Source organism: Agromyces sp. MMS24-K17 (assembly GCF_043950245.1).
Taxonomy (GTDB): Bacteria; Actinomycetota; Actinomycetes; order Actinomycetales; family Microbacteriaceae; genus Agromyces.
Genome location: NZ_CP171640.1, coordinates 591,292 through 612,153, shown reverse-complemented (window position 1 = coordinate 612,153; position 20,862 = coordinate 591,292). Strand labels below are relative to the sequence as shown.

Annotated in this window: 20 protein-coding genes; 13 read left to right on the top strand and 7 right to left on the bottom strand. The window is 73.6% G+C overall.

Features of this window, described 5'->3' with window-relative positions:
• Positions 1-13: 13 nt before the first annotated feature.
• Positions 14-934, bottom strand: coding sequence for a LysR substrate-binding domain-containing protein (locus ACGGZK_RS02650; protein ID WP_395244714.1), 921 nt, complete (start codon positions 932-934; stop codon positions 14-16).
• Positions 935-1,080: 146 nt separating this feature from the next.
• Between ACGGZK_RS02650 and ACGGZK_RS02645 the strand changes: the two genes are divergently transcribed.
• Entirely contained in the window at positions 1,081-4,749 is a 3,669-nt protein-coding gene (locus ACGGZK_RS02645; protein ID WP_395244713.1) for a proline dehydrogenase family protein, read from the top strand.
• Positions 4,750-4,797: 48 nt separating this feature from the next.
• Here ACGGZK_RS02645 and ACGGZK_RS02640 read toward each other — a convergent pair whose 3' ends face one another.
• The gene (locus tag ACGGZK_RS02640; RefSeq protein WP_395244712.1) at positions 4,798-5,274 is read right to left on the bottom strand and encodes an ATP-dependent zinc protease; all 477 of its coding nucleotides are present in this window, start codon (positions 5,272-5,274) and stop codon (positions 4,798-4,800) included.
• Between the two features lie 26 nt (positions 5,275-5,300).
• Here ACGGZK_RS02640 and ACGGZK_RS02635 point away from each other — a divergent pair, with 26 nt between their 5' ends.
• Positions 5,301-6,491: a RimK family alpha-L-glutamate ligase gene (locus tag ACGGZK_RS02635; protein ID WP_395244711.1), complete on the top strand. Its 1,191-nt coding sequence runs from the start codon at positions 5,301-5,303 to the stop codon at positions 6,489-6,491.
• Positions 6,492-6,529: 38 nt separating this feature from the next.
• On the opposite strand, the gene ACGGZK_RS02630 is transcribed toward ACGGZK_RS02635, so the two are convergent.
• The gene (locus ACGGZK_RS02630; RefSeq protein WP_395244710.1) at positions 6,530-6,892 is read right to left on the bottom strand and encodes a GntR family transcriptional regulator; all 363 of its coding nucleotides are present in this window, start codon (positions 6,890-6,892) and stop codon (positions 6,530-6,532) included.
• 4 nt (positions 6,893-6,896) lie between these two features.
• The gene (locus tag ACGGZK_RS02625) at positions 6,897-7,334 is read right to left on the bottom strand and encodes an Lrp/AsnC family transcriptional regulator (RefSeq protein ID WP_395244709.1); all 438 of its coding nucleotides are present in this window, start codon (positions 7,332-7,334) and stop codon (positions 6,897-6,899) included.
• A 98-nt stretch (positions 7,335-7,432) separates the two neighbouring features.
• Here ACGGZK_RS02625 and ACGGZK_RS02620 point away from each other — a divergent pair, with 98 nt between their 5' ends.
• Complete coding sequence (locus tag ACGGZK_RS02620) at positions 7,433-8,230, top strand: LLM class F420-dependent oxidoreductase (protein ID WP_395244708.1); 798 nt, start codon at positions 7,433-7,435, stop codon at positions 8,228-8,230.
• A 63-nt stretch (positions 8,231-8,293) separates the two neighbouring features.
• Here ACGGZK_RS02620 and ACGGZK_RS02615 read toward each other — a convergent pair whose 3' ends face one another.
• Positions 8,294-9,076, bottom strand: coding sequence for a DUF4097 family beta strand repeat-containing protein (locus ACGGZK_RS02615; RefSeq protein ID WP_395244707.1), 783 nt, complete (start codon positions 9,074-9,076; stop codon positions 8,294-8,296).
• A 172-nt stretch (positions 9,077-9,248) separates the two neighbouring features.
• On the opposite strand from ACGGZK_RS02615, the gene ACGGZK_RS02610 reads away from it, so the two are divergent.
• The 5 genes from ACGGZK_RS02610 to ACGGZK_RS02590 all read left to right on the top strand — a co-directional run bounded on the left by ACGGZK_RS02610 (position 9,249) and on the right by ACGGZK_RS02590 (position 14,146).
• Positions 9,249-10,766 (top strand): peptide MFS transporter, encoded by a 1,518-nt coding sequence (locus ACGGZK_RS02610; protein WP_395244706.1) that lies wholly within the window; start codon positions 9,249-9,251, stop codon positions 10,764-10,766.
• A gap of 42 nt (positions 10,767-10,808) precedes the next feature.
• Positions 10,809-11,594 carry a polyprenol monophosphomannose synthase gene (locus ACGGZK_RS02605; protein WP_395244705.1) on the top strand — a complete coding sequence of 262 codons (786 nt, stop codon included), beginning with the start codon at positions 10,809-10,811 and terminating at the stop codon, positions 11,592-11,594.
• A gap of 63 nt (positions 11,595-11,657) precedes the next feature.
• Positions 11,658-12,353 (top strand): helix-turn-helix transcriptional regulator, encoded by a 696-nt coding sequence (locus tag ACGGZK_RS02600; RefSeq protein ID WP_395244704.1) that lies wholly within the window; start codon positions 11,658-11,660, stop codon positions 12,351-12,353.
• A gap of 65 nt (positions 12,354-12,418) precedes the next feature.
• Positions 12,419-12,790, top strand: coding sequence for a VOC family protein (locus ACGGZK_RS02595; RefSeq protein ID WP_395244703.1), 372 nt, complete (start codon positions 12,419-12,421; stop codon positions 12,788-12,790).
• 117 nt (positions 12,791-12,907) lie between these two features.
• Positions 12,908-14,146 carry an MFS transporter gene (locus tag ACGGZK_RS02590; RefSeq protein ID WP_395244702.1) on the top strand — a complete coding sequence of 413 codons (1,239 nt, stop codon included), beginning with the start codon at positions 12,908-12,910 and terminating at the stop codon, positions 14,144-14,146.
• A gap of 14 nt (positions 14,147-14,160) precedes the next feature.
• Here the strand turns inward: ACGGZK_RS02590 and ACGGZK_RS02585 are convergent, their stop codons facing one another.
• Together ACGGZK_RS02585 and ACGGZK_RS02580 are read right to left on the bottom strand one after the other, a co-directional pair.
• Positions 14,161-14,970 carry a helix-turn-helix domain-containing protein gene (locus ACGGZK_RS02585; protein WP_395244701.1) on the bottom strand — a complete coding sequence of 270 codons (810 nt, stop codon included), beginning with the start codon at positions 14,968-14,970 and terminating at the stop codon, positions 14,161-14,163.
• 169 nt (positions 14,971-15,139) lie between these two features.
• A complete protein-coding gene (locus ACGGZK_RS02580; protein ID WP_395244700.1) occupies positions 15,140-15,805 on the bottom strand; it encodes a TetR/AcrR family transcriptional regulator in 666 nt (221 codons plus the stop codon).
• 121 nt (positions 15,806-15,926) lie between these two features.
• Between ACGGZK_RS02580 and ACGGZK_RS02575 the strand changes: the two genes are divergently transcribed.
• The 5 genes from ACGGZK_RS02575 to ACGGZK_RS02555 all read left to right on the top strand — a co-directional run bounded on the left by ACGGZK_RS02575 (position 15,927) and on the right by ACGGZK_RS02555 (position 20,745).
• Positions 15,927-18,215, top strand: a complete 2,289-nt coding sequence (locus ACGGZK_RS02575; RefSeq protein WP_395244699.1) for a glycoside hydrolase family 3 C-terminal domain-containing protein — start codon at positions 15,927-15,929, stop codon at positions 18,213-18,215.
• Positions 18,216-18,347: 132 nt separating this feature from the next.
• Entirely contained in the window at positions 18,348-18,698 is a 351-nt protein-coding gene (locus tag ACGGZK_RS02570; protein ID WP_395244698.1) for a hypothetical protein, read from the top strand.
• A 3-nt stretch (positions 18,699-18,701) separates the two neighbouring features.
• Entirely contained in the window at positions 18,702-19,292 is a 591-nt protein-coding gene (locus ACGGZK_RS02565) for a hypothetical protein (RefSeq protein WP_395244697.1), read from the top strand.
• A gap of 41 nt (positions 19,293-19,333) precedes the next feature.
• Positions 19,334-19,645, top strand: a complete 312-nt coding sequence (locus ACGGZK_RS02560) for a DUF6412 domain-containing protein (RefSeq protein ID WP_395244696.1) — start codon at positions 19,334-19,336, stop codon at positions 19,643-19,645.
• 206 nt (positions 19,646-19,851) lie between these two features.
• On the top strand, positions 19,852-20,745 hold the full coding sequence (locus tag ACGGZK_RS02555) for a YidC/Oxa1 family membrane protein insertase (RefSeq protein WP_395244695.1): 894 nt from the start codon (positions 19,852-19,854) through the stop codon (positions 20,743-20,745).
• Positions 20,746-20,862: the final 117 nt, after the last annotated feature.

The following is a 20,862-nucleotide window of genomic DNA, read 5'->3' as shown; positions in this document are numbered from 1 at the left end:
CGACCCTCCGGAGTCACCGGCGAACCGGAGGAGCGGGCTCCACGGGATCGACCGGCTCCGCCGCCCGCCGCAGCGCGTCGCGGACGGCGACAACCGCCGGGCGACTCGCGCTCGCGAGCCGTGCCGACGAGAACACCTCGCGCTGCGGGTCGCCCGGCAGGGGCGCGGTGCGCACGGTCGCGGGCTCGCCCGCCCACACCAGGTCGGGCAGGAGCCCGACGGCGTTGCCCGAGCGGATGAGCCGGATGTGCGCCATCAGGTCGGCCGTCTCGAACCGCACGTCGGGCTCGAACCCGGCGGCCCGGCAGAGCTGCTCGGCCCACTCCCGCGAGGCGGTGCCTCGCGGCTCCAGCACCCACGGGCGGTCGGCGACGGCATCGAGCGCGGCCGGGCCCGGGGCATCCGCCGGCAGCGCCAGCCGGATCGCGTCGGCCGCGAGCGGCACGCGATCGAGGTCGGGGTGGAGCGGCCGCGTGCGCCCCGGGTACTGCTCGGCGACGACGAGGTCGAAGTCGCGCGCGGCCACCTCGAAGAGGCCGGCCTCGGGCTCGCGCTCGGTGACCTCGACGCGCAGGGCCGGATGCTCCGCACGGAGGAAGGTGAGCGCCCGCGGCACGACGGCGTGCGCGGCCGACTGGAACACGGCGACCCGCACGGTGCCGCCGACGTCGGTGAGCGAGCGCGCCACGTCGGCCTCGGCCTCCTCGAGGCGGTCGAGCACGGCGGCGGCGTGCTCGACGAGCACCAGCGCCTGGGGCGTGAGCTGGACGCGCCGACCGGCGGGGACGAGGAGGGGCACGCCGACCTCCCGCTCGAGCACGTCGAGCTGCTGGGAGACGGACGACGGGCTGTACGAGAGGGCCTCGGCGACGGCCGCGAGCGTGCCGCGGCGCTGCAGTTCGACCAGCAGTCGCAGGCGTCGGACGTCGAGCATGGCCCCTCCGTCGCATCCGTTCGGTTTCTCCGAACAGTATCCGTCGGAATCATGCGCTGGAGTGAACGGATGTCTCGGCTGAGACTATTCCGGACGTCGCGCGCGTGCGAGCCGTCGCCCGAGAGAAGAGGACTACCGTCGTGACCATGACGACCGCGGACTCCGCCGTTCGAACCGACCGCGTCGTCGCCCTCGTGCGACGCTGGCTGACCGAGAGCGCCGGGCATCCGGTCGACCCCGCCGCAGCGCGCCTCGCCGGCGTGCTGAAGGATCCGAACGGGCTCGCCTTCACCGTCGGGTTCGTCGACGGCGTCATGCGCCCCGAGGCCCTCTCGGTCGCCGGCCGCAACCTCGCCCAGGTCGCGAGGATCGCACCCCGCTTCCTCCCGTGGCACCTGCGCGGCGCCATCCGCCTCGGCGGCGCGCTCGCTCCCGCGTTCCCGTGGATCGTCGTGCCGATCGCGCGTCGCGTGCTCCGCCGCATGGTCGGCCACCTCGTGCTCGACGCCACGCCGCGCCGCCTCGGCCCCGCGATCGCGAAGCTTCGCTCGGGCGGCAACCGGCTCAACCTCAACCTCCTCGGCGAGGCCGTGCTCGGCGAGCAGGAGGCCGACCACCGCCTCGCCGGCACCCGCGAGTTCCTCGCCCGCGACGACGTCGACTACGTGTCGATCAAGGTGTCGAGCGTCGTCAGCCAGCTCTCGATGTGGTCGTTCGACGAGGCCGTTGCGAAGGTCGTCGCGAAGCTGACCCCGCTGTACGAGCTCGCCGCCGCCTCCGAGGCGAAGGGCAAGCCCAAGTTCATCAACCTCGACATGGAGGAGTACCGCGACCTCGACCTCACCATCGCGGTCTTCAAGGCCCTCCTCGACCAGCCGAAGCTGAAGGACCTGCACGCCGGCATCGTGCTGCAGACCTACCTGCCCGACGCGCTCGGCGCCCTGCAGGGCCTCACCGCGTGGGCGCAGCAGCGCCGCGCCGCGGGCGGCGCCCCGATCAAGGTGCGCGTCGTGAAGGGCGCGAACCTCGCCATGGAGCACGTCGACGCCGAGGTGCACGGCTGGCCCGTCGCGACCTACGGCACCAAGCAGGACGCCGACACCAACTACAAGCGCGTGCTGCACTGGGCGATGACGCCCGAGCGCACCGACGCCGTGCGGCTCGGCATCGCCGGGCACAACCTCTTCGACGTCGCGCACGCGTGGCTCACCGCGAAGGAGCGCGGCGTCGAGGGCGCGGTCGAGTTCGAGATGCTGCTCGGCATGGCGACCGGCCAGGCCGCCGCCGTGCGCGGCGACGTCGGGCAGCTCCTGCTGTACACGCCGGTCGTCAGCCCGACCGAGTTCGACGTCGCGATCGCCTACCTCGTGCGACGCCTCGAGGAGAACGCCAGCCAGGACAACTTCATGTCGGCCGTGTTCGAGCTCGACCGCGACGAGCGGCTGTTCCAGCGCGAGCGGGGCCGCTACCTGCGTTCGCTCGAGGCACTCGCCGGCGAGGACGACGAGGCACCGGCACCCGCGCCGAACCGCACCCAGAACCGCCGCACCGAGTGGGACGGCGGCCTGCCCGACACCCCGTACCGCGGCGCGGCCGCTCCCGGCTCCGAGCACGAGGACGAGTCGCTGACCTTCGCGGTCGCCGGGCTCACCCGCGGGTCGAGCGGCGCCGGCCTCGAGGCCGCCGCGTCCGGCGCTGCCAGCGCGGCCGGTGCCGCAGGCGCCGCAGGGCCGGCCGCGCGCGCGACGGCCGCCGACGGCGTCTTCGGCCCCGGCGCCACCCCCGGCTTCCGCAACGAGCCCGACACCGATCCCGCGCTCGCCGCGAACCGCGACTGGGGCCGGCGCATCCTCGCCCGCGTCCCCGGCTCGACGCTCGGCGTCGACGCGATCCGGGCCGCCCGCATCGACGACCACGCCGCGCTCGAGTCGCTCCTCGCGTCCGTCGCCGCGGCCGGCGCCGCGTGGGGCGAGCGCCCCGCGTCCGAGCGCGCCGCCGTGCTGCACCGCGCCGGCATCGCCCTCGCCGCGAACCGCGACCGCCTCATCGAGGTCATGGCCTCGGAGACCGGCAAGACCATCGCCGAGGCCGACCCGGAGGTGAGCGAGGCGATCGACTTCGCCCACTACTACGCCGAGCGCGCCCGCGAGCTCGACCACCTCCAGGGCGCCCGGTTCGTGCCGGCGAAGCTCACCGTCGTCACCCCGCCGTGGAACTTCCCGGTCGCGATCCCCGCGGGCGGGGTGCTCGCCGCGCTCGCCGCGGGCTCGGGCGTCGTCATCAAGCCCGCGCACCTCGCCCAGCGCTCCGGCGCCGTCATGGTCGAGGCGCTCTGGGAGGCCGGCGTGCCGCGCGACCTCCTCGCGCTCGTCGACGTCGGCGAGCAGGAGCTCGGCCGCGAGCTCGTCGCCAGCCCCGTCGTCGACCGCGTCATCCTCACCGGCGCGTACGAGACGGCCGAGCTGTTCCGCTCGTTCCGCCCCGACCTGCCGCTGCTCGCGGAGACCAGCGGCAAGAACGCGATCATCGTGACGCCGTCGGCCGACCTCGACCTCGCGGCATCCGACGTCGTGAAGAGCGCGTTCGGCCACGCCGGCCAGAAGTGCTCGGCCGCGTCGCTCGTGATCCTCGTCGGCGAGGTCGCGAAGTCGGAGCGGTTCCGCCGCCAGCTCGTCGACGCGACCCGGTCGCTCCGCGTGGGGTACCCGGAGGATGCCACGACCCAGGTCGGCCCGGTCATCGAGTCGGCGCACGGCAAGCTGCTGCACGGCCTCACCGAGCTCGGCGCGGGCGAGGAGTGGCTCGTGGAGCCGCGCCGCCTCGACGCGTCGAACCGGCTCTGGTCGCCCGGCATCCGCACCGGCGTGCAGCCCGGCTCGTACTTCCACCTCACCGAGTTCTTCGGCCCGGTGCTCGGCGTCATGCACGCGAAGGACCTCGACGAGGCGATCCGCTTCCAGAACGCCGTCGACTACGGCCTGACCGCCGGGCTGCACTCGCTCGACCCGGAGGAGCTGCGCACCTGGCTGGCCGGCGTCGAGGCGGGCAACCTCTACGTGAACCGCGGCATCACGGGCGCGATCGTGCAGCGCCAGCCCTTCGGCGGCTGGAAGCGCTCCTCGGTCGGCGCGGGTGCGAAGGCCGGCGGCCCGAACTACCTGTTCGGCCTCGGCGACTGGGTGCCCGACCACTCGCGCACGAGCGCGTCGCTGCACCTGCGCGGCCTCGAGCGGCGCGTCAGCGACCTCATCGAGTTCTCCCAGTCGTCGCTCGAGTACGAGCAGTTCGAGGTGCTGCGCCGCGGCGCCCTGTCGGACGAGCTCGCCTGGGCCGAGGAGTACGGCGTCGCGAAGGACGTCTCGGGCCTCGGCGTCGAGCGGAACGTGTTCCGCTACCGCCCGGTGCCGGTGACCATCCGCATCTCCGAGGACGCGGCGCCCGTCGACGGCCTGCGGGTCATCGCCGCGGCGCTGCTCGCGAAGTCGCCGTTCCACGTCTCGACGGCGCATCCGCTGCCCAAGGGGGTGCGCACCCTGCTGTCGGCGCGCGACGTGCCGGTGCGGAAGGAAGCGGATGCCTCGTGGCTCGGCCGCGTCCGCAAGGGCGGCGTCGCGACGCCGCGCGTCCGGCTCGTCGGCGGAGGTGCGGGCGAGCTCGCCGAGGCGCTCGGCGGCACGCCGGATGTCGCGGTGTGGTCGCACCCGGTCACCACGTCGGGCCGCCTGGAGCTGCTGCCGTTCCTGCGCGAGCAGGCGATCTCGATCACCAACCACCGGTTCGGCAACCCGACCACGCTCTCGGCCGGGGTGCTCTAGCGGCGATCCGGCGCGGCGCCTCGGGTGCGCGCACCGCTGCGGCCGCGGCTACTTGCCGCGGTTGCGGCGGCGCGCCGGCCTGGGCGCCCGCCCGCCGACGAACGAGCGGGCGGAGTCGACCATGAAGCCCTGGCGCAGCGCCTCGCGGCCGATCAGCATGCGGAAGCCCATCTGGTCGCGGTTGCTGAGCGTGACCTCGGCGGTGACGGTGTGCCCGATCATCACGACGTCGAGCATCACCACGATGCGCTCCTCGACGTGCCCCGACGAGCTGCGCACCCGCCGCCGGTCGTGCACCGGCCGCTCGACCGTGACGGCGTCCTCCTCGGACAGCTGCCACGGGCGCACCTTGAAGCGCACCCAGTCGGCGCCCTTCTGGCGGAACCCCTCCACGTCGAACGCGTGGATCGCGCTCGAGCGCGCGCCGGTGTCGAGTTTCGCCTTCACCCAGGGCACGTCGATGCCCGGCAGGCTCACCCACTCGCGCCATCCGGCGATGGTGGTTGAATGGATGGGCTCTGTCACTCGCCTATCTTCTCAGGGGCTCAAGGATGAAACTTGCGATCCTGTCGCGCGCCCCGCAGGCGTACTCCACGCAGCGACTCCGGGCGGCGGCCGAACAACGCGGCCACACCGTCCGGGTGCTGAACACGCTGCGCTTCGGCATCGACCTCACGCAGCCGGAACCCGACCTGCAGTACCGCGGCCGGCCGCTCAGCGACTACGACGCGATCCTGCCGCGCATCGGCAACTCGATCACGTACTTCGGCACGGCCGTCGTGCGGCAGTTCGAGCAGATGGACGTCTACACGCCGAACACGGCGAACGGCATCTCGAACGCGCGCGACAAGCTGCGCGCGACGCAGATCCTGTCGCGGCACAACATCGGCATGCCCGCGACCGCATTCGTGCGCAACCGCGCCGACGTGCGGCCCGCGATCGAACTGGTCGGGGGGGCACCGGTCGTGATCAAGCTGCTCGAGGGCACCCAGGGCATCGGCGTCATCCTCGCCCCGCAGGTCAAGGTCGCCGAGGCCATCATCGAGACGCTGCACTCGACGAAGCAGAACGTGCTCATCCAGAAGTTCATCGCCGAGAGCCGCGGGCGGGACATCCGTGCCCTCGTCGTCGGCGACCGCGTCGTCGCGGCCATGCGCCGCGTCGCGAACGGCGACGAGTTCCGCTCGAACGTGCACCGCGGCGGCAGCGTCGAGGCCGTCGAGCTCACGCCCGAGTACGAGCAGGCCGCCGTGCGCTCCGCGCAGATCATGGGCCTCAAGGTCGCCGGCGTCGACATGCTCGAGGGCAACGAGGGCCCGCTGGTGATGGAGGTCAACTCGTCGCCGGGCCTGCAGGGCATCGAGCAGGCGACGAACCTCGACGTCGCCGGCGCGATCATCGACTACATGGCCAACCAGGTCGCGTTCCCCGAGATCGACGTGCGCCAGCGGCTCACGGTCTCGACGGGGTACGGCGTGGCCGAGCTCCTCGTCCACGGCGCCGCCGACCTCGTCGGCAAGTCGCTGGGCGAGTCGGGCCTCTGGGAGCGGGACATCACCGTGCTCACGCTCCACCGCGGGCACAGCGTCATTCCGAACCCGCGCAAGGGCGTCGTGCTCGAGTCCGGCGACCGGCTGCTGTGCTTCGGCAAGCTCGAGGAGATGCGGTCGATGATCCCCGAGCGTCGGCGTCGGCGCGCGAAGGTGCGGAAGCTCCCGAAGGAGCCGATCCCCGAGTCGTGAGCCGGCCCGGTGGTCGAGCCCGGCTGCGCGGGCGCGGGTCAGGTGCCGATCCGCAGGGCCGCGTCGACCGCGTCGAGGGCGTCGTCGGGCGGCACCCCGAGCCGCCGCGCGAGCGCCGCGAATTCCGCCGCGGCCTCCTGCACCTTGCGGTGCGCCTGGTCGCCGTGGAGTGCGATGAACGTGCCCGAGCGGCCCCGCGTCTCGATGACGCCGTCGACCTCGAGCGCCCGGTAGGCGCGGGCCACCGTCCACGGCGCGGTGCCGAGCTGGTCGGCGAGCCCCCGCACGGTGGGGAGCTTCGTGCCGGGGCCGAGCGCCCCGTCCTTCACGGCCTCGACGACCTGGGCGCGCAGTTGCTCGACCAGCGAGACATCCGATTCGGGGTCGATCTCGAAGCGCATCGCCCTACTCCCGGTTGCGGTTCACGAGCCGCGAGAGCACGATCGCGCTCCGCGTGTGGTCGACGTTCGGGGCGATGCGCACGCGTTCGAGCGCGTCCTCGAGCGACGTGATGTCGCGGGCGCGCATGTGCACGATGGCGTCGGCGCTGCCGGTCACGGTGCCCGCGTAGACGACTTCCGGCACCTCCTGCAGGATGCGGCGCAGCTCCTCCGGCGCGACCGTGCCGCGGCAGAACAGCTCGACGTAGGCTTCCGTGCTCATGCCGTCGACCGCGGGGTCGACCTGGATGGTGAAGCTGCGGATGACGCCGTCGCCGACGAGCTTGTCGACCCGTCGCTTCACGGCCGACGCGGACAACCCGACGGACGAGCCGATGTCGCCGTAGCCCGCGCGGGCGTTCTGTCGGAGCAGGTCGAGGATCGCGCGGTCCAGGTTGTCCATCCTCGGAGCCTACGACGGATGCTTGCGCGCGCGCACCCGTCTGCGCGGATTCCGTGCGCGCGGGCGGGAGACTCCCAGCCGAACCTAGGCTGGAATGCATGTCTGCCGATTCCCCCGTCCGCATCGGCGTGCAGGTCCAGCCCCAGCACGCCGAGTACCCCGCCATCCGCGACACCGTCCTCCGGCTCGAGGAGCTCGGCGTCGACGTCGTCTTCAACTGGGACCACTTCTTCCCGCTGTACGGCGACGCCGACGGCCTGCACTTCGAGGCGTGGACGATGCTGGGCGCGTGGGCCGAGCAGACCGAGCGCATCGAGTTCGGCACCCTGGTCAACTGCAACTCCTACCGCGGCGCCGACCTGCAGGCCGACATGGCCCGCACCCTCGACCACATCTCCGCGAAGGGCGGTGAGGGCCGCTTCATCTTCGGCACCGGCAGCGGATGGTTCGAGCGCGACTACGACGAGTACGGGTACGAGTTCGGCACGGCCGGCTCCCGGCTGAACGCGCTGGATGCCGCGCTGCCGCGGATCCGCGACCGCTGGTCGAAGCTGAACCCGCCGCCGACCCGGCACATCCCGATCATGATCGGCGGCGCGGGGGAGCAGAAGACGCTCCGCATCGCGGCCGAGCACGCCGACATCTGGCACTCGTTCGTGCAGCCCGACGGCCTCGCCCACAAGCTCGACGTGCTGAAGCGGCACGGCGACGCGATCGGCCGGGATGTCTCGGAGATCGTGGTCTCGAACGAGCTCGGCCGCGACGGCGACGACGGTCGCGCCGACGCCCTGCACGCGGCCGGGGTGCGGCTGTTCACGGTCGGCATCTCGGGACCGGCCTACGACCTCGAGCCGGTGAAGCACTGGCTGCGCTGGCGCGACGGGAAGAACGCGTAGCGGGGCGGTGGTCGAGCCCGCGGCTTCGACGGGCTCGACCACCGGCACCGGCACCGGAACCGGTCAGCCGGCGACCGTGACCGTGATCGACCCGTTCGACGAGCCCAGCACGAGCTCGAACTCGCCGTCGGGGTCGTCCGCGACGCCGATGTCGGTGCGCCCGTTCGACGTGTGGGCGTCGACGCGGAACGACGCGGCGGCCGGCACCTCGAGATCGATCGACCCGTTCGACGTGTCGGCGGAGACGTCCTGCGGGGTGACGACCTCCAGGTCGATGGCGCCGTTCGACGTGTCGACGTCGACGCCGTCGCCCGCGAGTCCGCGGCCCTCGATCCGGCCGTTGCTCGTCGAGGCGCTGACCTCGCCGGCGACGTCGGTCAGCTCGATGCGGCCGTTGCTGGTCTCGACGTCGACCTCGCCGACGTCCTCGAGCGTGATCGCGCCGTTCGACGTCTCGCCCGAGACATCCACCCCGGCGGGCACCTCGACCGCGTACTCGACCGAGCAGTTGCGGCCGCAGCCGCCGAGGACGAGCTCGTCGCCGTCGAGCCGGTGGGTGTCGCCGACCTCGCGCTCCGGCCCGCGGTAGCGGACGGTGCGCTCGATCGAGACCTCGGTGGCGCCGGCGACGCCGCGGATCTCGACGGCGCCGTCCGGCGAGTCGATCGTGACGTGCGTGACGGCCGCGCCGACCGACGCGGAGTCGGAGAACATGTGGCGCGGCCCGATGAAGCCGCAGCCGCTCAGGGCCAGGACGACGGTCGCGGCCGAGAGGGCGGCGATGCCGACGGTGACGGCGCGGGCGGTGGCGGGGCGGGTGCTGCGGGCGGTGGTGCGGCGGGACATGGTGGGAACCTCCTCGATCGTCTCCGACGCTAGTGAGCGGTGCACGCGGCCGGCACTGGGGCGAGCCACCCGGCTCCCGGGGGCTAGCCCCCGTCCTGCGACCCGGGGTGGCCCGGTCTCGTGGCCGGGCCGGCCGTGACCTCCGGCCCGACCGGGGTCTAGGCTGGCCCGCATGGGGGAGGTCACCGAACCCGCCCCCGGTGAGGTCGGGCCGCCGGAGCCCCGCGTCGCCGAAGGCGGGGAACGGACGACGAGGGACGATCACGGGTTCCTCGGGCAGCCGCGCGCGCTCGTGCACATCTTCGGCGTCGAGATGTGGGAGCGCTTCAGCTTCTACGGCATGCAGGGCATCCTGCTGCTCTACCTGTACTACTCGGCGACCGAGGGCGGCCTCGGCATGGACCAGGCGTCGGCCGCCGGCATCGTCGGCGCCTACGGCGGCGCGGTCTACCTCTCGACGATCCTCGGCGCGTGGATCGCCGACCGCCTGCTCGGCAGCGAGCGCGTGCTCTTCTTCAGCGCCATCGTCATCATGGCCGGGCACATCGCGCTCGCGCTCCTGCCCGGGTTCCTCGGCGTCGGCGTCGGCCTCGTGCTCGTCGCGTTCGGATCGGGCGGACTGAAGGCGAACGCGACGAGCGTCGTCGGCACCCTGTACGACGAGCACGACCCGAGGCGCGACGCGGGCTTCTCCGTGTTCTACCTCGGCATCAACCTCGGTGCGTTCCTCGGCCCGATCCTCACCGGCCTCGCGCAGACGACCCTCGGGTTCCACTGGGGCTTCGCGATCGCCGCGATCGGCATGGCCATCGGGCTGACCCAGTACGCGTTCGGGCGGAAGTCGCTGCCGCCCGAGGCATCCGTCGTGCCCAACCCGCTGCCGCCCGGGCGTCGCGGGCTCGTGATCGGCATCGGCGTCGCGGCCGTCGTGCTCATCGCCGTGCTCGTGCTCACCCGGCTGGTCACCGCGGGCAACCTCGTGCTCTGGGTCATCGGCGCCACCATCGTCGCGGCCGTCGCGTACTTCGTCGTGATCCTCTCGAGCCGGCACATCACGACCGTCGAGCGACGACGGGTGCTCGGGTTCCTGCCGCTGTTCATCGCGTCCGTCGCGTTCTGGTCGCTCTACCAGCAGCAGTTCACGGTGCTCACGATCTACAGCGACGAACGGCTCAACCGCGACCTCTTCGGCTGGGAGATGCCCGTGCCGTGGGTGCAATCGATCAACCCCGTCTTCATCATCGTGCTGTCGGGCGTGTTCGCGGCGATCTGGACGAAGCTCGGCGACCGCCAGCCGTCGACGCCGATCAAGTTCGCGCTCGGCACGGCGATCATGGGCGTCGGGTTCCTGCTGTTCCTCCCGTTCGCCGGCGGCGGCGCGAACTCGACCCCGCTGCTCGCGATCGTCGGGATCCTGTTCGTGTTCACGGTCGCCGAGCTGCTGCTGTCGCCGGTCGGCCTGTCGGTGACGACGAAGCTCGCGCCGAAGCTGTTCCACACGCAGATGGTCGCGCTGTTCTTCCTCTCGGTCGCGCTCGGCACCGCGATCTCGGGACGGCTCGCCGAGTTCTACGACCCCGACAACGAGGTGGTGTACTTCGGCGTGCTGGGCGGCATCGCGATCGTCCTCGGCGTCGCGCTCGCCGTGGGCAGCCGCGGCGTGCTGCGCCTCATGTCGGGCGTCCGATAGCGGGAGCCGGGCCGGGCCGTTCGAGCCGGTTACGATGCACGGGTGCCCGAACCCCTGGTGGTCATCCCCACCTACAACGAGCGCGACAACCTCGCGCCGATCGTCGCCCGAGTGAGGCTGGCCGTGCCCGCGGCAGCCGTGCTCGTCGTCGACGACGCCTCGCCCGACGGCACGGGCGCGCTCGCCGACGAACTGGCCGCGGCGGATGCCTCGGTGCACGTGCTGCACCGTCGGGGCAAGGACGGGCTCGGGGCCGCGTACCTCGAGGCGTTCGACTGGGCGCTCGACCGCGGGTACGACCCCGTCGTGCAGCTCGACGCCGACGGCTCGCACCTGCCCGAGCAACTGCCCGACCTGCTCGCCGCGCTGCGCGGCGACGCGACGGCGGGCGACCTCGCAGCCGGCGAGGATGCGGCGGGCGGGGCATCCGCCGACCTCGTGATCGGCTCGCGCTGGGTGCCGGGCGGGTCGATCGTGAACTGGCCGCGGCATCGCCAGTGGCTGTCGCGCGGCGGCAGCGCCTACTCGCGGTGGATGCTCCGCCTCCCGTATCGCGACGTCACCGCGGGCTACCGCGCATTCAGTGCCGACGGCCTGCGGCGGATGCATCGCGACGAGGTGCACACGCGCGGCTACGGGTTCCAGGTCGACATGCTCATGCGGGCGCACCGGTCGGGCCTGCGCATCGTCGAGGTGCCGGTGACGTTCGTCGAGCGCGAGCGCGGCGACTCGAAGATGAGCCTCGCGATCGTGCTCGAGGCGATGGGCCGGGTGACCGCGTGGGGCATCGCGTCGTGGTTCGGCGGAGGGCGGCGGCGGGCGCGCTGAGCGCAGCCCCGCAGCGGGCGGCATCGCGGCGGCGGGGTCGGCAGGTGGCCCTAGAGTGCGGGAGTGACCCGCACCGACCGTCTCTACGCGCTCGTGGAGGAGCTGCGCGCCGCAGCGCCGGGCCGGCGCAGCGCCCGCTGGCTGGCCGATCGCTTCGAGGTCAGCGTGCGCACGATCGAGCGGGACCTCGGTGCCCTGCAGGCGGCGGGCGTGCCCATCTGGGCGGATGCCGGGCGCACCGGCGGGTACGCGATCGATGCGCGCCACACCCTGCCGCCGCTGGGACTGACGGTCGATGAGGCCTTCGCGATCACCGTCGGCCTGGGCCGGCTCGCGACGAGCCCGTTCCGGGACGCCGCGCTGAGCGCCTCCCGGAAGATCACGGCGGTGCTCGGCGCCGAGGAGGCGCGGCGGGCGGCCGCCCTGGCCGGCCGGGTCCACCTGCTCGAGGACGCCGATCGCGGAGGTGCCCCCGACCACCTCGCCCGCGCCCTGCGAGAGAACCGCGTGCTGCGCATCCGCTACCGCGACGCCGAGGGCCGGGAGACGGGCCGTGACGTCGAGCCGCTCGGGTTCATCGGGAAGGGGCAGGACTGGTACCTCGTCGCCTGGTGCCGGCTTCGCGGGGGCGTTCGCGCCTTCCGCGGAGACCGCGTGGTGGAGGCCGCGCCCACCGGCGAGCGGCCGCCGGCACGGACCGTCCGGGCGGAGGACCTGGAGATCCCCTACGGAACCCTGCGCCCGCTCTCGTTCGAGTGAGCGCCGCCGACGGCTTCGGGAAACACCGACACGACGCTGTCGCGAGCGCGACCGAGGATCGACGCATGGAATTCGCATCGATCCGCCTCATCACCCGCGACGTCGCCCGACTCGCGGACTTCTACGAACTCGTCACCGGCCTCGAGGCAGCCAGGCCCGCCCCGGTGTTCGCCGAGATCCGCACCGCCAGGGCGACGCTGGCCATCGCCGATCCCGTCACGGTCGGGATGCTCGGCGCCGAGGCTCCCACGCCCGGCGGGGCATCCGGCGTCATCGTCGAGTTCCTCGTCGACGACGTCGACGCGCGATTCGCGCAGCTGCGCGAGCGCCTGGCGGATGTCGTGCTCGAACCGACCACCATGCCGTGGGGCAACCGGTCGGCGCTGTTCCGCGACCCCGACGGCAACCTCGTCAACCTCTTCTCCCGGCCCGCCTGAGCGCGGGAACCCCGGCCTTCCCCGCACCGCCGGACGATCGATCGGGTCGCGCCGACGAACGGTCGGGTGCCCGCGGGGCGCCTTCGCGAGGGTGGAATCCGACCTTCAAGGAGTGACATGTCCACGAACCTCGCGAGCACCGGCTCGACGACCCTCCCCGATCCATCCGCCGCGTCCGCCGACGCGGGCGCGGCCATCGCCGCGCCGCGCCGCGCCGCCTGGGCCGCGGTCGTCGCCCTCGGCCTCGGCATCTTCACGATGGTGGCGAGCGAGTTCCTCCCCGCGAGCCTGCTGTCGCCGATCGCCGCCGACCTCGGCATCACCGAGGGCGTCGCCGGTCAGCTCGTGACCGCGACCAGCCTCATCGGCATCGTCGGCGGCCCGCTCGTCGTCTCGGCGCTGCCTCGGCTCGATCGCCGGTGGGTGATGGTCGGCCTCACCTCGCTCGCCGTGGCCTCGAACGTGCTGGTCGCGCTGTCGCCCGTCTTCGCCATGATGCTCGCCTCGCGCCTGCTCCTCGGGCTCGCGATCTCGGGCTTCTGGGCCATGTCGCTCGCCGTCACGGCGCAGCTCGTGCCCGCCGATCGGCTCGGCCGCGCCATGACGGTCGTGAACGCGGGCCTGTCGCTGGCGACGATCGCCGCCGTTCCCGCCGGGGCGTTCCTCGGCGACCTCGTCGGCTGGCGCCTGGTGTTCCTCGGCGCGGCGGCGGTCGGCGTCATCGCGCTCGGGGTGCAGCTCGCGACGCTGCCGTCGGTGCCGCCGACCGGCGCGCCCGGGTTCCGCACGCTGGTGCAGACGGCGGCGCGACCGGTCGTCGCCCTCGGCATCCTCTCGGTCGTGCTCATCGCGGGCGGCCACTTCTCGGGCTTCACGTACGTCCGGCCGGCGTTCGAGACGATCGACGGCTTCACCCCGGCCCTGCTGGCGTTGTTGCTCGCGATCTTCGGCGTCGCCTCGTTCTTCGGGAACCTCGTCGCGGGCCCGATGGCCGACCGCCGCCTCGGCGTGCTCGTACTGGCCGCGCCCGCGGCGATCGGCCTGGCGACGATCCTCTTCGCGGTGTCGGGTGCGAACCTGGTGGCCACCTTCGTCGCCGTGGTGCTGTGGGGAGCCGGGTTCGGTGCGATCCCGACGATGATCCAGTCGTGGATGGCGGTGGTGGCGCCCGACCGGCTGGAGAGCGCCGGCGGCCTGGTCGTCGCCGCGTTCCAGACGGCCATCACCATCGGCGCGATCGTCGGCGGCGTGCTCGTCGACTCGATCGGCGTCGAGATCGCGTTCCTCGTCGGCGGCGTCTCGGCGGTGCTCGGCGCGCTCGTGCTCACGGCGGCGAGGCCCCGGTCGCGGCGCTGAGTCGTTCCCCCGGGTCAGGCGACGGGCTGCAGTGCAGCCCGTCGCCACCGGCTCGGGGCGACGCCGTTGTGCCGGCGGAACGCGCGGCTGAAGCCCTCCTCGCTCTCGTAGCCGAGTCGGAACGCGATGCCGCTGACGGGCTGGCCCTCGCGGAGCATCCGCTCGGCCTGCCTCATCCGGACGCGCGCGAGGTAGCGGGCCGGCGTGTCGCCGACGGCGGCTCGGAACTGCTCCGCGAACTGCGAGCGCGACGCGTGGGCGACGCGGGCGAGGGAGGCGACTGTCCACGGCGATCCGGGGTCGTCGTGGATGGCGGCGAGGGCGAGGCCGAGGTTGCGATCCTCCGCCGCGGCGAGCCAGGGACGGGCGCTGCCGCATCCGTGCTCGAGCCAGAACCGGACGGCGGCGGAGACGGCGACGTCGGTGAGTCCGGCGATCATGGTGTCCGCTCCGGGGCGGCCGAGCGCCGCCTCGCGGTGGACGGTGTCGAGCAGGGCAGCGAAGCCGGGTTCCTGCTGCCGGAACCCGTACGAGTGCAGGACCGGGGGCATCGCCCGCGTCATCATGGGGTGCCCGCTCGTGAGCGCGAGCGACGTGCTGATGACGCTCGCCGGTGCCTCGGCCCTGAGAGTGCTCCGGCCGCCGCGGGGGAGCAGGGCGAAGTTGCCGCATTCGAGGCGGTACAGGGCGCCGTCGTGCTCCAGGTCGACGTGCCCCGAGATCACGAAGTGGAAGCGCGACGCGTCGGATGCCTCGCGCCGGGTCTCGCCGGCGGCGAGGTCGTGGTGCCCGAGGTCGATCACCGACCACCGCAGGTGTTCCATGAGCAGGTCAATGGTGCGGGTGTCGTCGACCGCCGTCCCCGGCGGGTGCAGATCCTCGAGCTGGCACATGAGGGGTGCAAGCGCGCCGCGGCGTCTGCCATTCCCGGTGCGGCGCCGGATGACGCGGCGCCGGGGAGGATCGGCGGAGGATCGCGGAGGAACGCGGAGTTCAGGGGGCGGGCGGCGCGGGCGCCGCCGCGGGCGGCGCGGGCTCCGGCGTCGCCGGGGCGGGCCGGCCGAGCAGCGCGAGGAACGCCTCGATGTGCGCGGCCATGTCGATCGACGGGTCCATGAGCCACTGGGTCTGCAGGCCGTCGGCGAGGGCGATGAGCATGGTGGCGGCGCGGTCGGCGTCGAGGTCGGCGACGAACTCGCCGGCCTCCCGCCGCTCGCGGAGGTTCTCCGCGGCGATGGCGCGCAGGTCGCGGTAGCGCTCGACGAAGTAGGGATGCGCCGGGTGCTCGGCGTCGGTCGCCTCGGCGGAGAGCCGGGTGTAGAGCTGCACGAGCCCGGGCACCTCGGCGTTGTGCCGGATGGTCTCCATGAAGCCCTCGACGGGCATGCCCCCGTCGGCGTCGGCCGACCCGGATGCGGTGCGCACGGCGTCGGCGATGAGCGCCTCGTCGACCTCGTCGCGCTTGCGCAGGATCTCGGCGAACAGCTCCTCCTTGGAGCTGAAGTAGTGGAGGAGCCCGGCCTGGCTGAGGCCGACGGCGTCGGCGAGCTCGCGCACGGAGGCGCGCCCGTAGCCGGTGCGCGCGATGACGTCGAGGGCGGTCGCGAGGATCTCCTCGCGCTTCGCGATGCCCTTCGCGTACGAACCCCGGCGTGCCATGCGTCGATCCTACGGCGATCGTCCCAAAACCGAATAGCGCTTGCTTTTCGCGGATGCCTCGCCTAGCGTCGTGTCGACGCCTCGCCGAGGAGGCGTCCCAGGAAACGACAGGACTCGCCGCATGACCGACACCGTGGCCACCACGCCCGACGCCTTCACCGCCACCCCGGCCGCCGAGATCGTCGCCGGCCTCACGCTCGAGGAGAAGGCCTCGCTCACCAGCGGTGCCGACTTCTGGTCGACGAAGGCCGTCGAGCGCGCGGGCATCCCCTCGATCGTCCTCACCGACGGCCCGCACGGCGTGCGCCTCCAGCGCGGCAGCTCCGACCACCTCGGCATCGCCGACAGCGTGCCCGCGACCTGCTTCCCGCCCGCCGTCGCGCTCGGCTCGACCTTCGACCCCGAACTGCTCGAGCGCGTCGGCCGCGCCCTCGGCGAGGAGGCCCGTGCCGAAGGCGTCGGCGTGCTGCTCGGCCCCGGCGTCAACATCAAGCGCTCGCCGCTGTGCGGCCGCAACTTCGAGTACCTCTCGGAGGACCCGATCGTCGCGGGCGCGCTCGGCGCCGCGCTCGTGAACGGCCTCCAGTCGCAGGGCGTCGGCGGCTCGCTCAAGCACTTCGCGGCGAACAACCAGGAGTTCGACCGCATGCGCGCCTCGAGCGACGTCGACCCGCGCCCGCTCCGCGAGATCTACCTCCGCGCGTTCCACCGCGTCGTGGCAGACGCGCAGCCGTGGACCGTCATGTGCTCCTACAACCGCATCAACGGCGTCTACGCCAGCGAGGACCCGTGGCTGCTCACCCGCGTGCTCCGTGACGAGTGGGGCTTCGCCGGCCTCGTCGTGAGCGACTGGGGCGCCGTGAACGACCGCGTCGTCGGCCTCCCCGCCGGCCTCGACCTCGAGATGCCCGCCTCCGGCGGTCGCACCGACGCGCAGCTCGTCGCCGCCGTGCGCGACTGCTCGCTCGCCGAGGCCGACCTCGACCTCGCCGCGACCCGCGCCGTGCGCCTCGCCCAGCAGGCCGCCGCCGGTGCCGACGCCGACGCGTCGTACGACGTCGACGCCCACCACGCCCTCGCCCGCGAGGCCGCCGGCCGCGGCGTCGTGCTGCTCCAGAACGAGGGCGGCATCCTGCCGCTCCAGGGCGACCGCCGTGTCGCCGTAATCGGCGAGTTCGCGCGCACCCCGCGCTACCAGGGCGCCGGCTCCTCGCTCATCAACCCGACCCGCCTCGACACCGCGCTCGCCGAGATCGAGCGCATCGCCGGCGCCGAGCGCGTCGCGTTCGCGCCCGGCTTCACGATCGACGGTGCGGATGCCTCGGGCGCCCAGGCGCTCGTCGCCGAGGCCGTCGCCACCGCGACCGACGCCGACGTCGTGCTCTGCTTCCTCGGCCTGCCCGCCGCGGACGAGTCCGAGGGCTGGGACCGCGAGCACCTCGGCCTCCCCGCGACGCAGCTCGCGCTGCTCGAGGCCGTGCGCGCCGCGAACCCGAACGTGGTCGTCGTGCTCGCCAACGGCGGCGTCGTCGAACTGCCGTTCGCGGGCGACGTGCCCGCGATCGTCGAGGGCTGGCTCGGCGGCCAGGCCGGCGGCGGTGCCATCGCCGACGTGCTCTACGGCCGGGTGAACCCCTCGGGCCGCCTCGCCGAGACCATCCCGAACCGCATCGAGGACACCCCCGCGTACCTCGACTTCCCCGGCGAGTTCGGGCACGTCCGCTACGGCGAGGGCCTCTTCGTCGGCTACCGCTGGTACGACGCGCGCGACGCCGCCGTGCGGTTCCCCTTCGGCCACGGCCTCTCGTACACGACGTTCGCCTACTCGGATGCCTCGGCCAACGCCGACGCCGACGGCATCGAGGTGCGCGTGACCGTGGCGAACACCGGCGACCGCGCCGGCCGCGAGGTCGTGCAGGCCTACACCGGCCTCGCCGGCTCGCGGGTGCAGCGCGCTCCGCGCGAGCTCAAGGCCTTCGCGAACGTCGCCCTCGAGGCCGGCGAGTCGCGCGAGGTCGTGCTCCGCATCCGCCGCGAGGACCTCGCGTACTGGGACATCCGGGTCGACGGCTGGGTCGTCGAGGGCGGTGCCTACGCCGTCGAGGTCGGCGCGTCGAGCCGGGACATCCGCCTCACGACCACCGTCGAGGTCGCCGGCGACGACGTGCGCGTGCCGCTCACGCTCGAGTCGTCGATCGGCGAGCTGCTCGCCGACCCGATCGCGGGTCCGATCGTCGGCCAGGCCATGGCCGGGTTCGGCGGCGGCGCGGTCGACGCGGAGCTCGCCACCGACGAGGGCATGCAGAAGATGATGGCGTCGTTCCCGATCGGCCGGCTCGTCTCGTTCCCGGGCGTGCCCGTCACGCGCGAGCAGATCGAGCAGTTGCTGGCGGCGGCGAACGCCCGGTAGTCCGGAGCGCGGGTTCCTCGCCCGCGTGCCGCGAAGTCGGCGTACGCGGGCGAGGAACGAGCACCTGGAGCGCGGTCCGGGCGCTTCCGCAACCCCTTGCCGGGTCGTCCGGCCCCCGCGTAGACCGGTGGCATGACCGTGAAGCTGAACGAGACCGCCCTGCGGCACGCGCGCTCGCTCGTACGCGACGGCAAGGTCGTGCGCGACGAACGCGACGACTGGAGCGAGGACCAGCCCGGCGCCGACGAGGAGAACGCGTTCGTCGAGGAGCACGGCTGGACCGAGTACCGGCACTGGCACCTCGGCATCGACGACGGCGAGAACGACGAGACCAAGGGGGCGTACTCCTTCCCGTACGGCGACTTCCGGAAGGTGCACCGGTGCGGGGTGATCGCCCTCGAGAGCCGGGCCGGGCAGTACGACCACGACGAGATCCGCGACGCCGCGCGGAAGCTGCTCGAGCTGATCGACGCGGAGGGCTGAGCGATGACGCGCACCGACCGCGCCGAGCGCAAGCAGGCGAAGGCCGCGATCTCCGCAGCGAAGACGGCATCGCGCGAGGCCGGGAAGCTCGCCGAGCGGATGCCCCGGAGCCGGCGCCGCAGCCGGCTGTCGCTGGCCGTGGCCGATGCGGAGCTCGCCCGGCAGGCCGCCCGCGAGCAGTTGGGGCACTCGCCCCGGCTCGCCGCCCGGACGGCCGCCCGGGCAACCGTTCGGCTGCAGCGGGCGGCCGCCGCGACGACGCCGCGGCGCGGCGTGCGGAACGAGTCCGACGCGAAGCGAGGTCGGGCCGGGCGGGTGCCGACCAGCGTGCTCGCGCCGGGCGTGCCGCCCGAGGAGATCGCGAAGCGCGCCAAGGCGAACGCGAAGCTCATGAAGCGGCGCCGCGCGCAGGCGAAGCGCGTGCGGGGGTGGGCGAAGAAGATCGCGGCGGGCGTCGTGACGCAGTCCATCGTCGCGCCGACCGATGCCGAAGCGGCCCGCGAGCGCCGGCGGCGGCCGACGCCGCGATCGGGCGGCTCGGCTGCCGGCCCGGCCGCGCGCCCGGGCACGGGCACGGGCACGGGCACGGCCTGAGCTCCCAGCATGCGTCGGCGGGCACGGCGTAGCATGAACGCGTGATCGCCGTCCTCGCCGCCGTGCTCCAGCTCGGAGCTGCGGTCGTGCACGGCATCGTGTCGGCCGCGGACGCGGCCGCCGCGCTCGGCGCCGACGGCAGCCCGGCGGTCGTGCTGCTCCTCGTCGGCGCGCTCGGCGCCGTCGCGATCGTGCTGGTCGCCCGCGTGCGACCGCTGCCCGTCGACCCCGATCCCGCCGCGGCCGTGCACCGCGGCCAGACGGTCGACCGCTCGCGCCTCCTCGCGCAGAGCGATCCCGACGCGCGGGGCCGAACCCGGCCCAGGGCGCCGTCACTCCTCGCGGCCGCGTGAGCCGCGAGGTGCCGCTGCCCGCCTGAGCGGGCGCGACCCGCCTGCCGCCTCCGACACGCCCCCGGGCTCCGGGTGCGCGAGGCGCTCGAGGCGCTCCACTCCTCGCGACGATCGACGACCGTCGACGGTCCCGCCCCCGGCGGGGCATCCGTCGCGCGTCCACGCGGCCGAACCGGACGACCATCCCTTCGACCGACAGGACTCCCATGAACCTCTACGACTTCCCGCCCATCGCGGCCGTGATCGACGCCGCCTACGGCCTGCTCCACTGGATCTCGACGATCCTCGACCCCGTCGCCGGCAGCGCGAGCGCCGCCCTCGCGGTCGTGCTGCTCACCCTCGCCGTGCGCGCCGCGCTCATCCCGACCGCCGTCGCACAGGTGCGCGCCGAACGCGGACGGCGCCGGCTCGCGCCGCAGCTCGCCGAGCTGCAACGGAAGCAAGCGAAGCACCCCGAGCGCCTGCAGCAGGCGACGATGGACCTCTACGCGCGCGAGGGCGTCTCGCCGTTCGCGGGGTGCCTGCCCACGCTGATCCAGGCGCCCGTCATCTCGGTCGTGTACGCCCTGTTCATCCTCCAGACGGTGAACGGGCACGCCAACGCGCTGCTCGGCAAGACCCTCTTCGGCGTGCCCCTCGGCTCCTCGTTCGCGCACGCGGTCGGGGCGGGCGCGGTGACGCCCGCGCTGCTCGCGGTGACCGTGGCGCTCGTGCTGGTGGCCGTCGTGGTCGGCGAGCTGACGAGGCGGATGATGCGGGCGGAGCAGCGGGCGACGGCGGCCCGGAACGCCGCCGCGGGCGGGGGAGCGGGGAGCGCGGGCGGCTCGGGCCGTTCCGCGGGCTTGGCGGCTTCGACGGCTTCGGCCGGCGCCGTAGGCACGCCGGCGGTCCCGGGCGCCGCGGCCATCGGTGCGCTCGCGGCCGTGCTGCCGTTCCTCACCGCGGTGATCGTGCCGTTCGTGCCCGTCGCGGCCGGCCTCTACCTCGCGGTGACCGTGACCTGGACGCTCGTGCAGCGGCAGGTGCTGCGTCGGCTCCTGCTCGACGGGCCCGGGGCGGGCGGCGCGGCGGTCGCCGGCACACCGAGCCCGGCCGCCTGAGCCCGGGCGCTGAATCGGGCATCCGTTCTTCAGGAGATTCGGCCCTATCCCTGCTGTGGGCGGGGGATGGGGCCGAATCTCCTGTAGAAGGACCGAGGCGGCCGGGAAGCGCGCCCG

Bases quoted from the DNA above. Each gene is read 5' to 3' on its own strand.
- ACGGZK_RS02555 (WP_395244695.1), top strand. From the start codon at position 19,852: ATGAACCTCTACGACTTCCCGCCCATCGCGGCCGTGATCGACGCCGCC.
- ACGGZK_RS02595 (WP_395244703.1), top strand. From the start codon at position 12,419: ATGGAATTCGCATCGATCCGCCTCATCACCCGCGACGTCGCCCGACTC.
- ACGGZK_RS02630 (WP_395244710.1), bottom strand. From the start codon at position 6,892: ATGCGCTTCGAGATCGACCCCGAATCGGATGTCTCGCTGGTCGAGCAA.
- ACGGZK_RS02610 (WP_395244706.1), top strand. From the start codon at position 9,249: ATGGGGGAGGTCACCGAACCCGCCCCCGGTGAGGTCGGGCCGCCGGAG.
- ACGGZK_RS02615 (WP_395244707.1), bottom strand. From the start codon at position 9,076: ATGTCCCGCCGCACCACCGCCCGCAGCACCCGCCCCGCCACCGCCCGC.
- ACGGZK_RS02590 (WP_395244702.1), top strand. From the start codon at position 12,908: ATGTCCACGAACCTCGCGAGCACCGGCTCGACGACCCTCCCCGATCCA.
- ACGGZK_RS02625 (WP_395244709.1), bottom strand. From the start codon at position 7,334: ATGGACAACCTGGACCGCGCGATCCTCGACCTGCTCCGACAGAACGCC.
- ACGGZK_RS02645 (WP_395244713.1), top strand. From the start codon at position 1,081: ATGACGACCGCGGACTCCGCCGTTCGAACCGACCGCGTCGTCGCCCTC.
- ACGGZK_RS02575 (WP_395244699.1), top strand. From the start codon at position 15,927: ATGACCGACACCGTGGCCACCACGCCCGACGCCTTCACCGCCACCCCG.
- ACGGZK_RS02650 (WP_395244714.1), bottom strand. From the start codon at position 934: ATGCTCGACGTCCGACGCCTGCGACTGCTGGTCGAACTGCAGCGCCGC.
- ACGGZK_RS02565 (WP_395244697.1), top strand. From the start codon at position 18,702: ATGACGCGCACCGACCGCGCCGAGCGCAAGCAGGCGAAGGCCGCGATC.
- ACGGZK_RS02580 (WP_395244700.1), bottom strand. From the start codon at position 15,805: ATGGCACGCCGGGGTTCGTACGCGAAGGGCATCGCGAAGCGCGAGGAG.
- ACGGZK_RS02570 (WP_395244698.1), top strand. From the start codon at position 18,348: ATGACCGTGAAGCTGAACGAGACCGCCCTGCGGCACGCGCGCTCGCTC.
- ACGGZK_RS02620 (WP_395244708.1), top strand. From the start codon at position 7,433: ATGTCTGCCGATTCCCCCGTCCGCATCGGCGTGCAGGTCCAGCCCCAG.
- ACGGZK_RS02635 (WP_395244711.1), top strand. From the start codon at position 5,301: ATGAAACTTGCGATCCTGTCGCGCGCCCCGCAGGCGTACTCCACGCAG.
- ACGGZK_RS02585 (WP_395244701.1), bottom strand. From the start codon at position 14,970: ATGGAACACCTGCGGTGGTCGGTGATCGACCTCGGGCACCACGACCTC.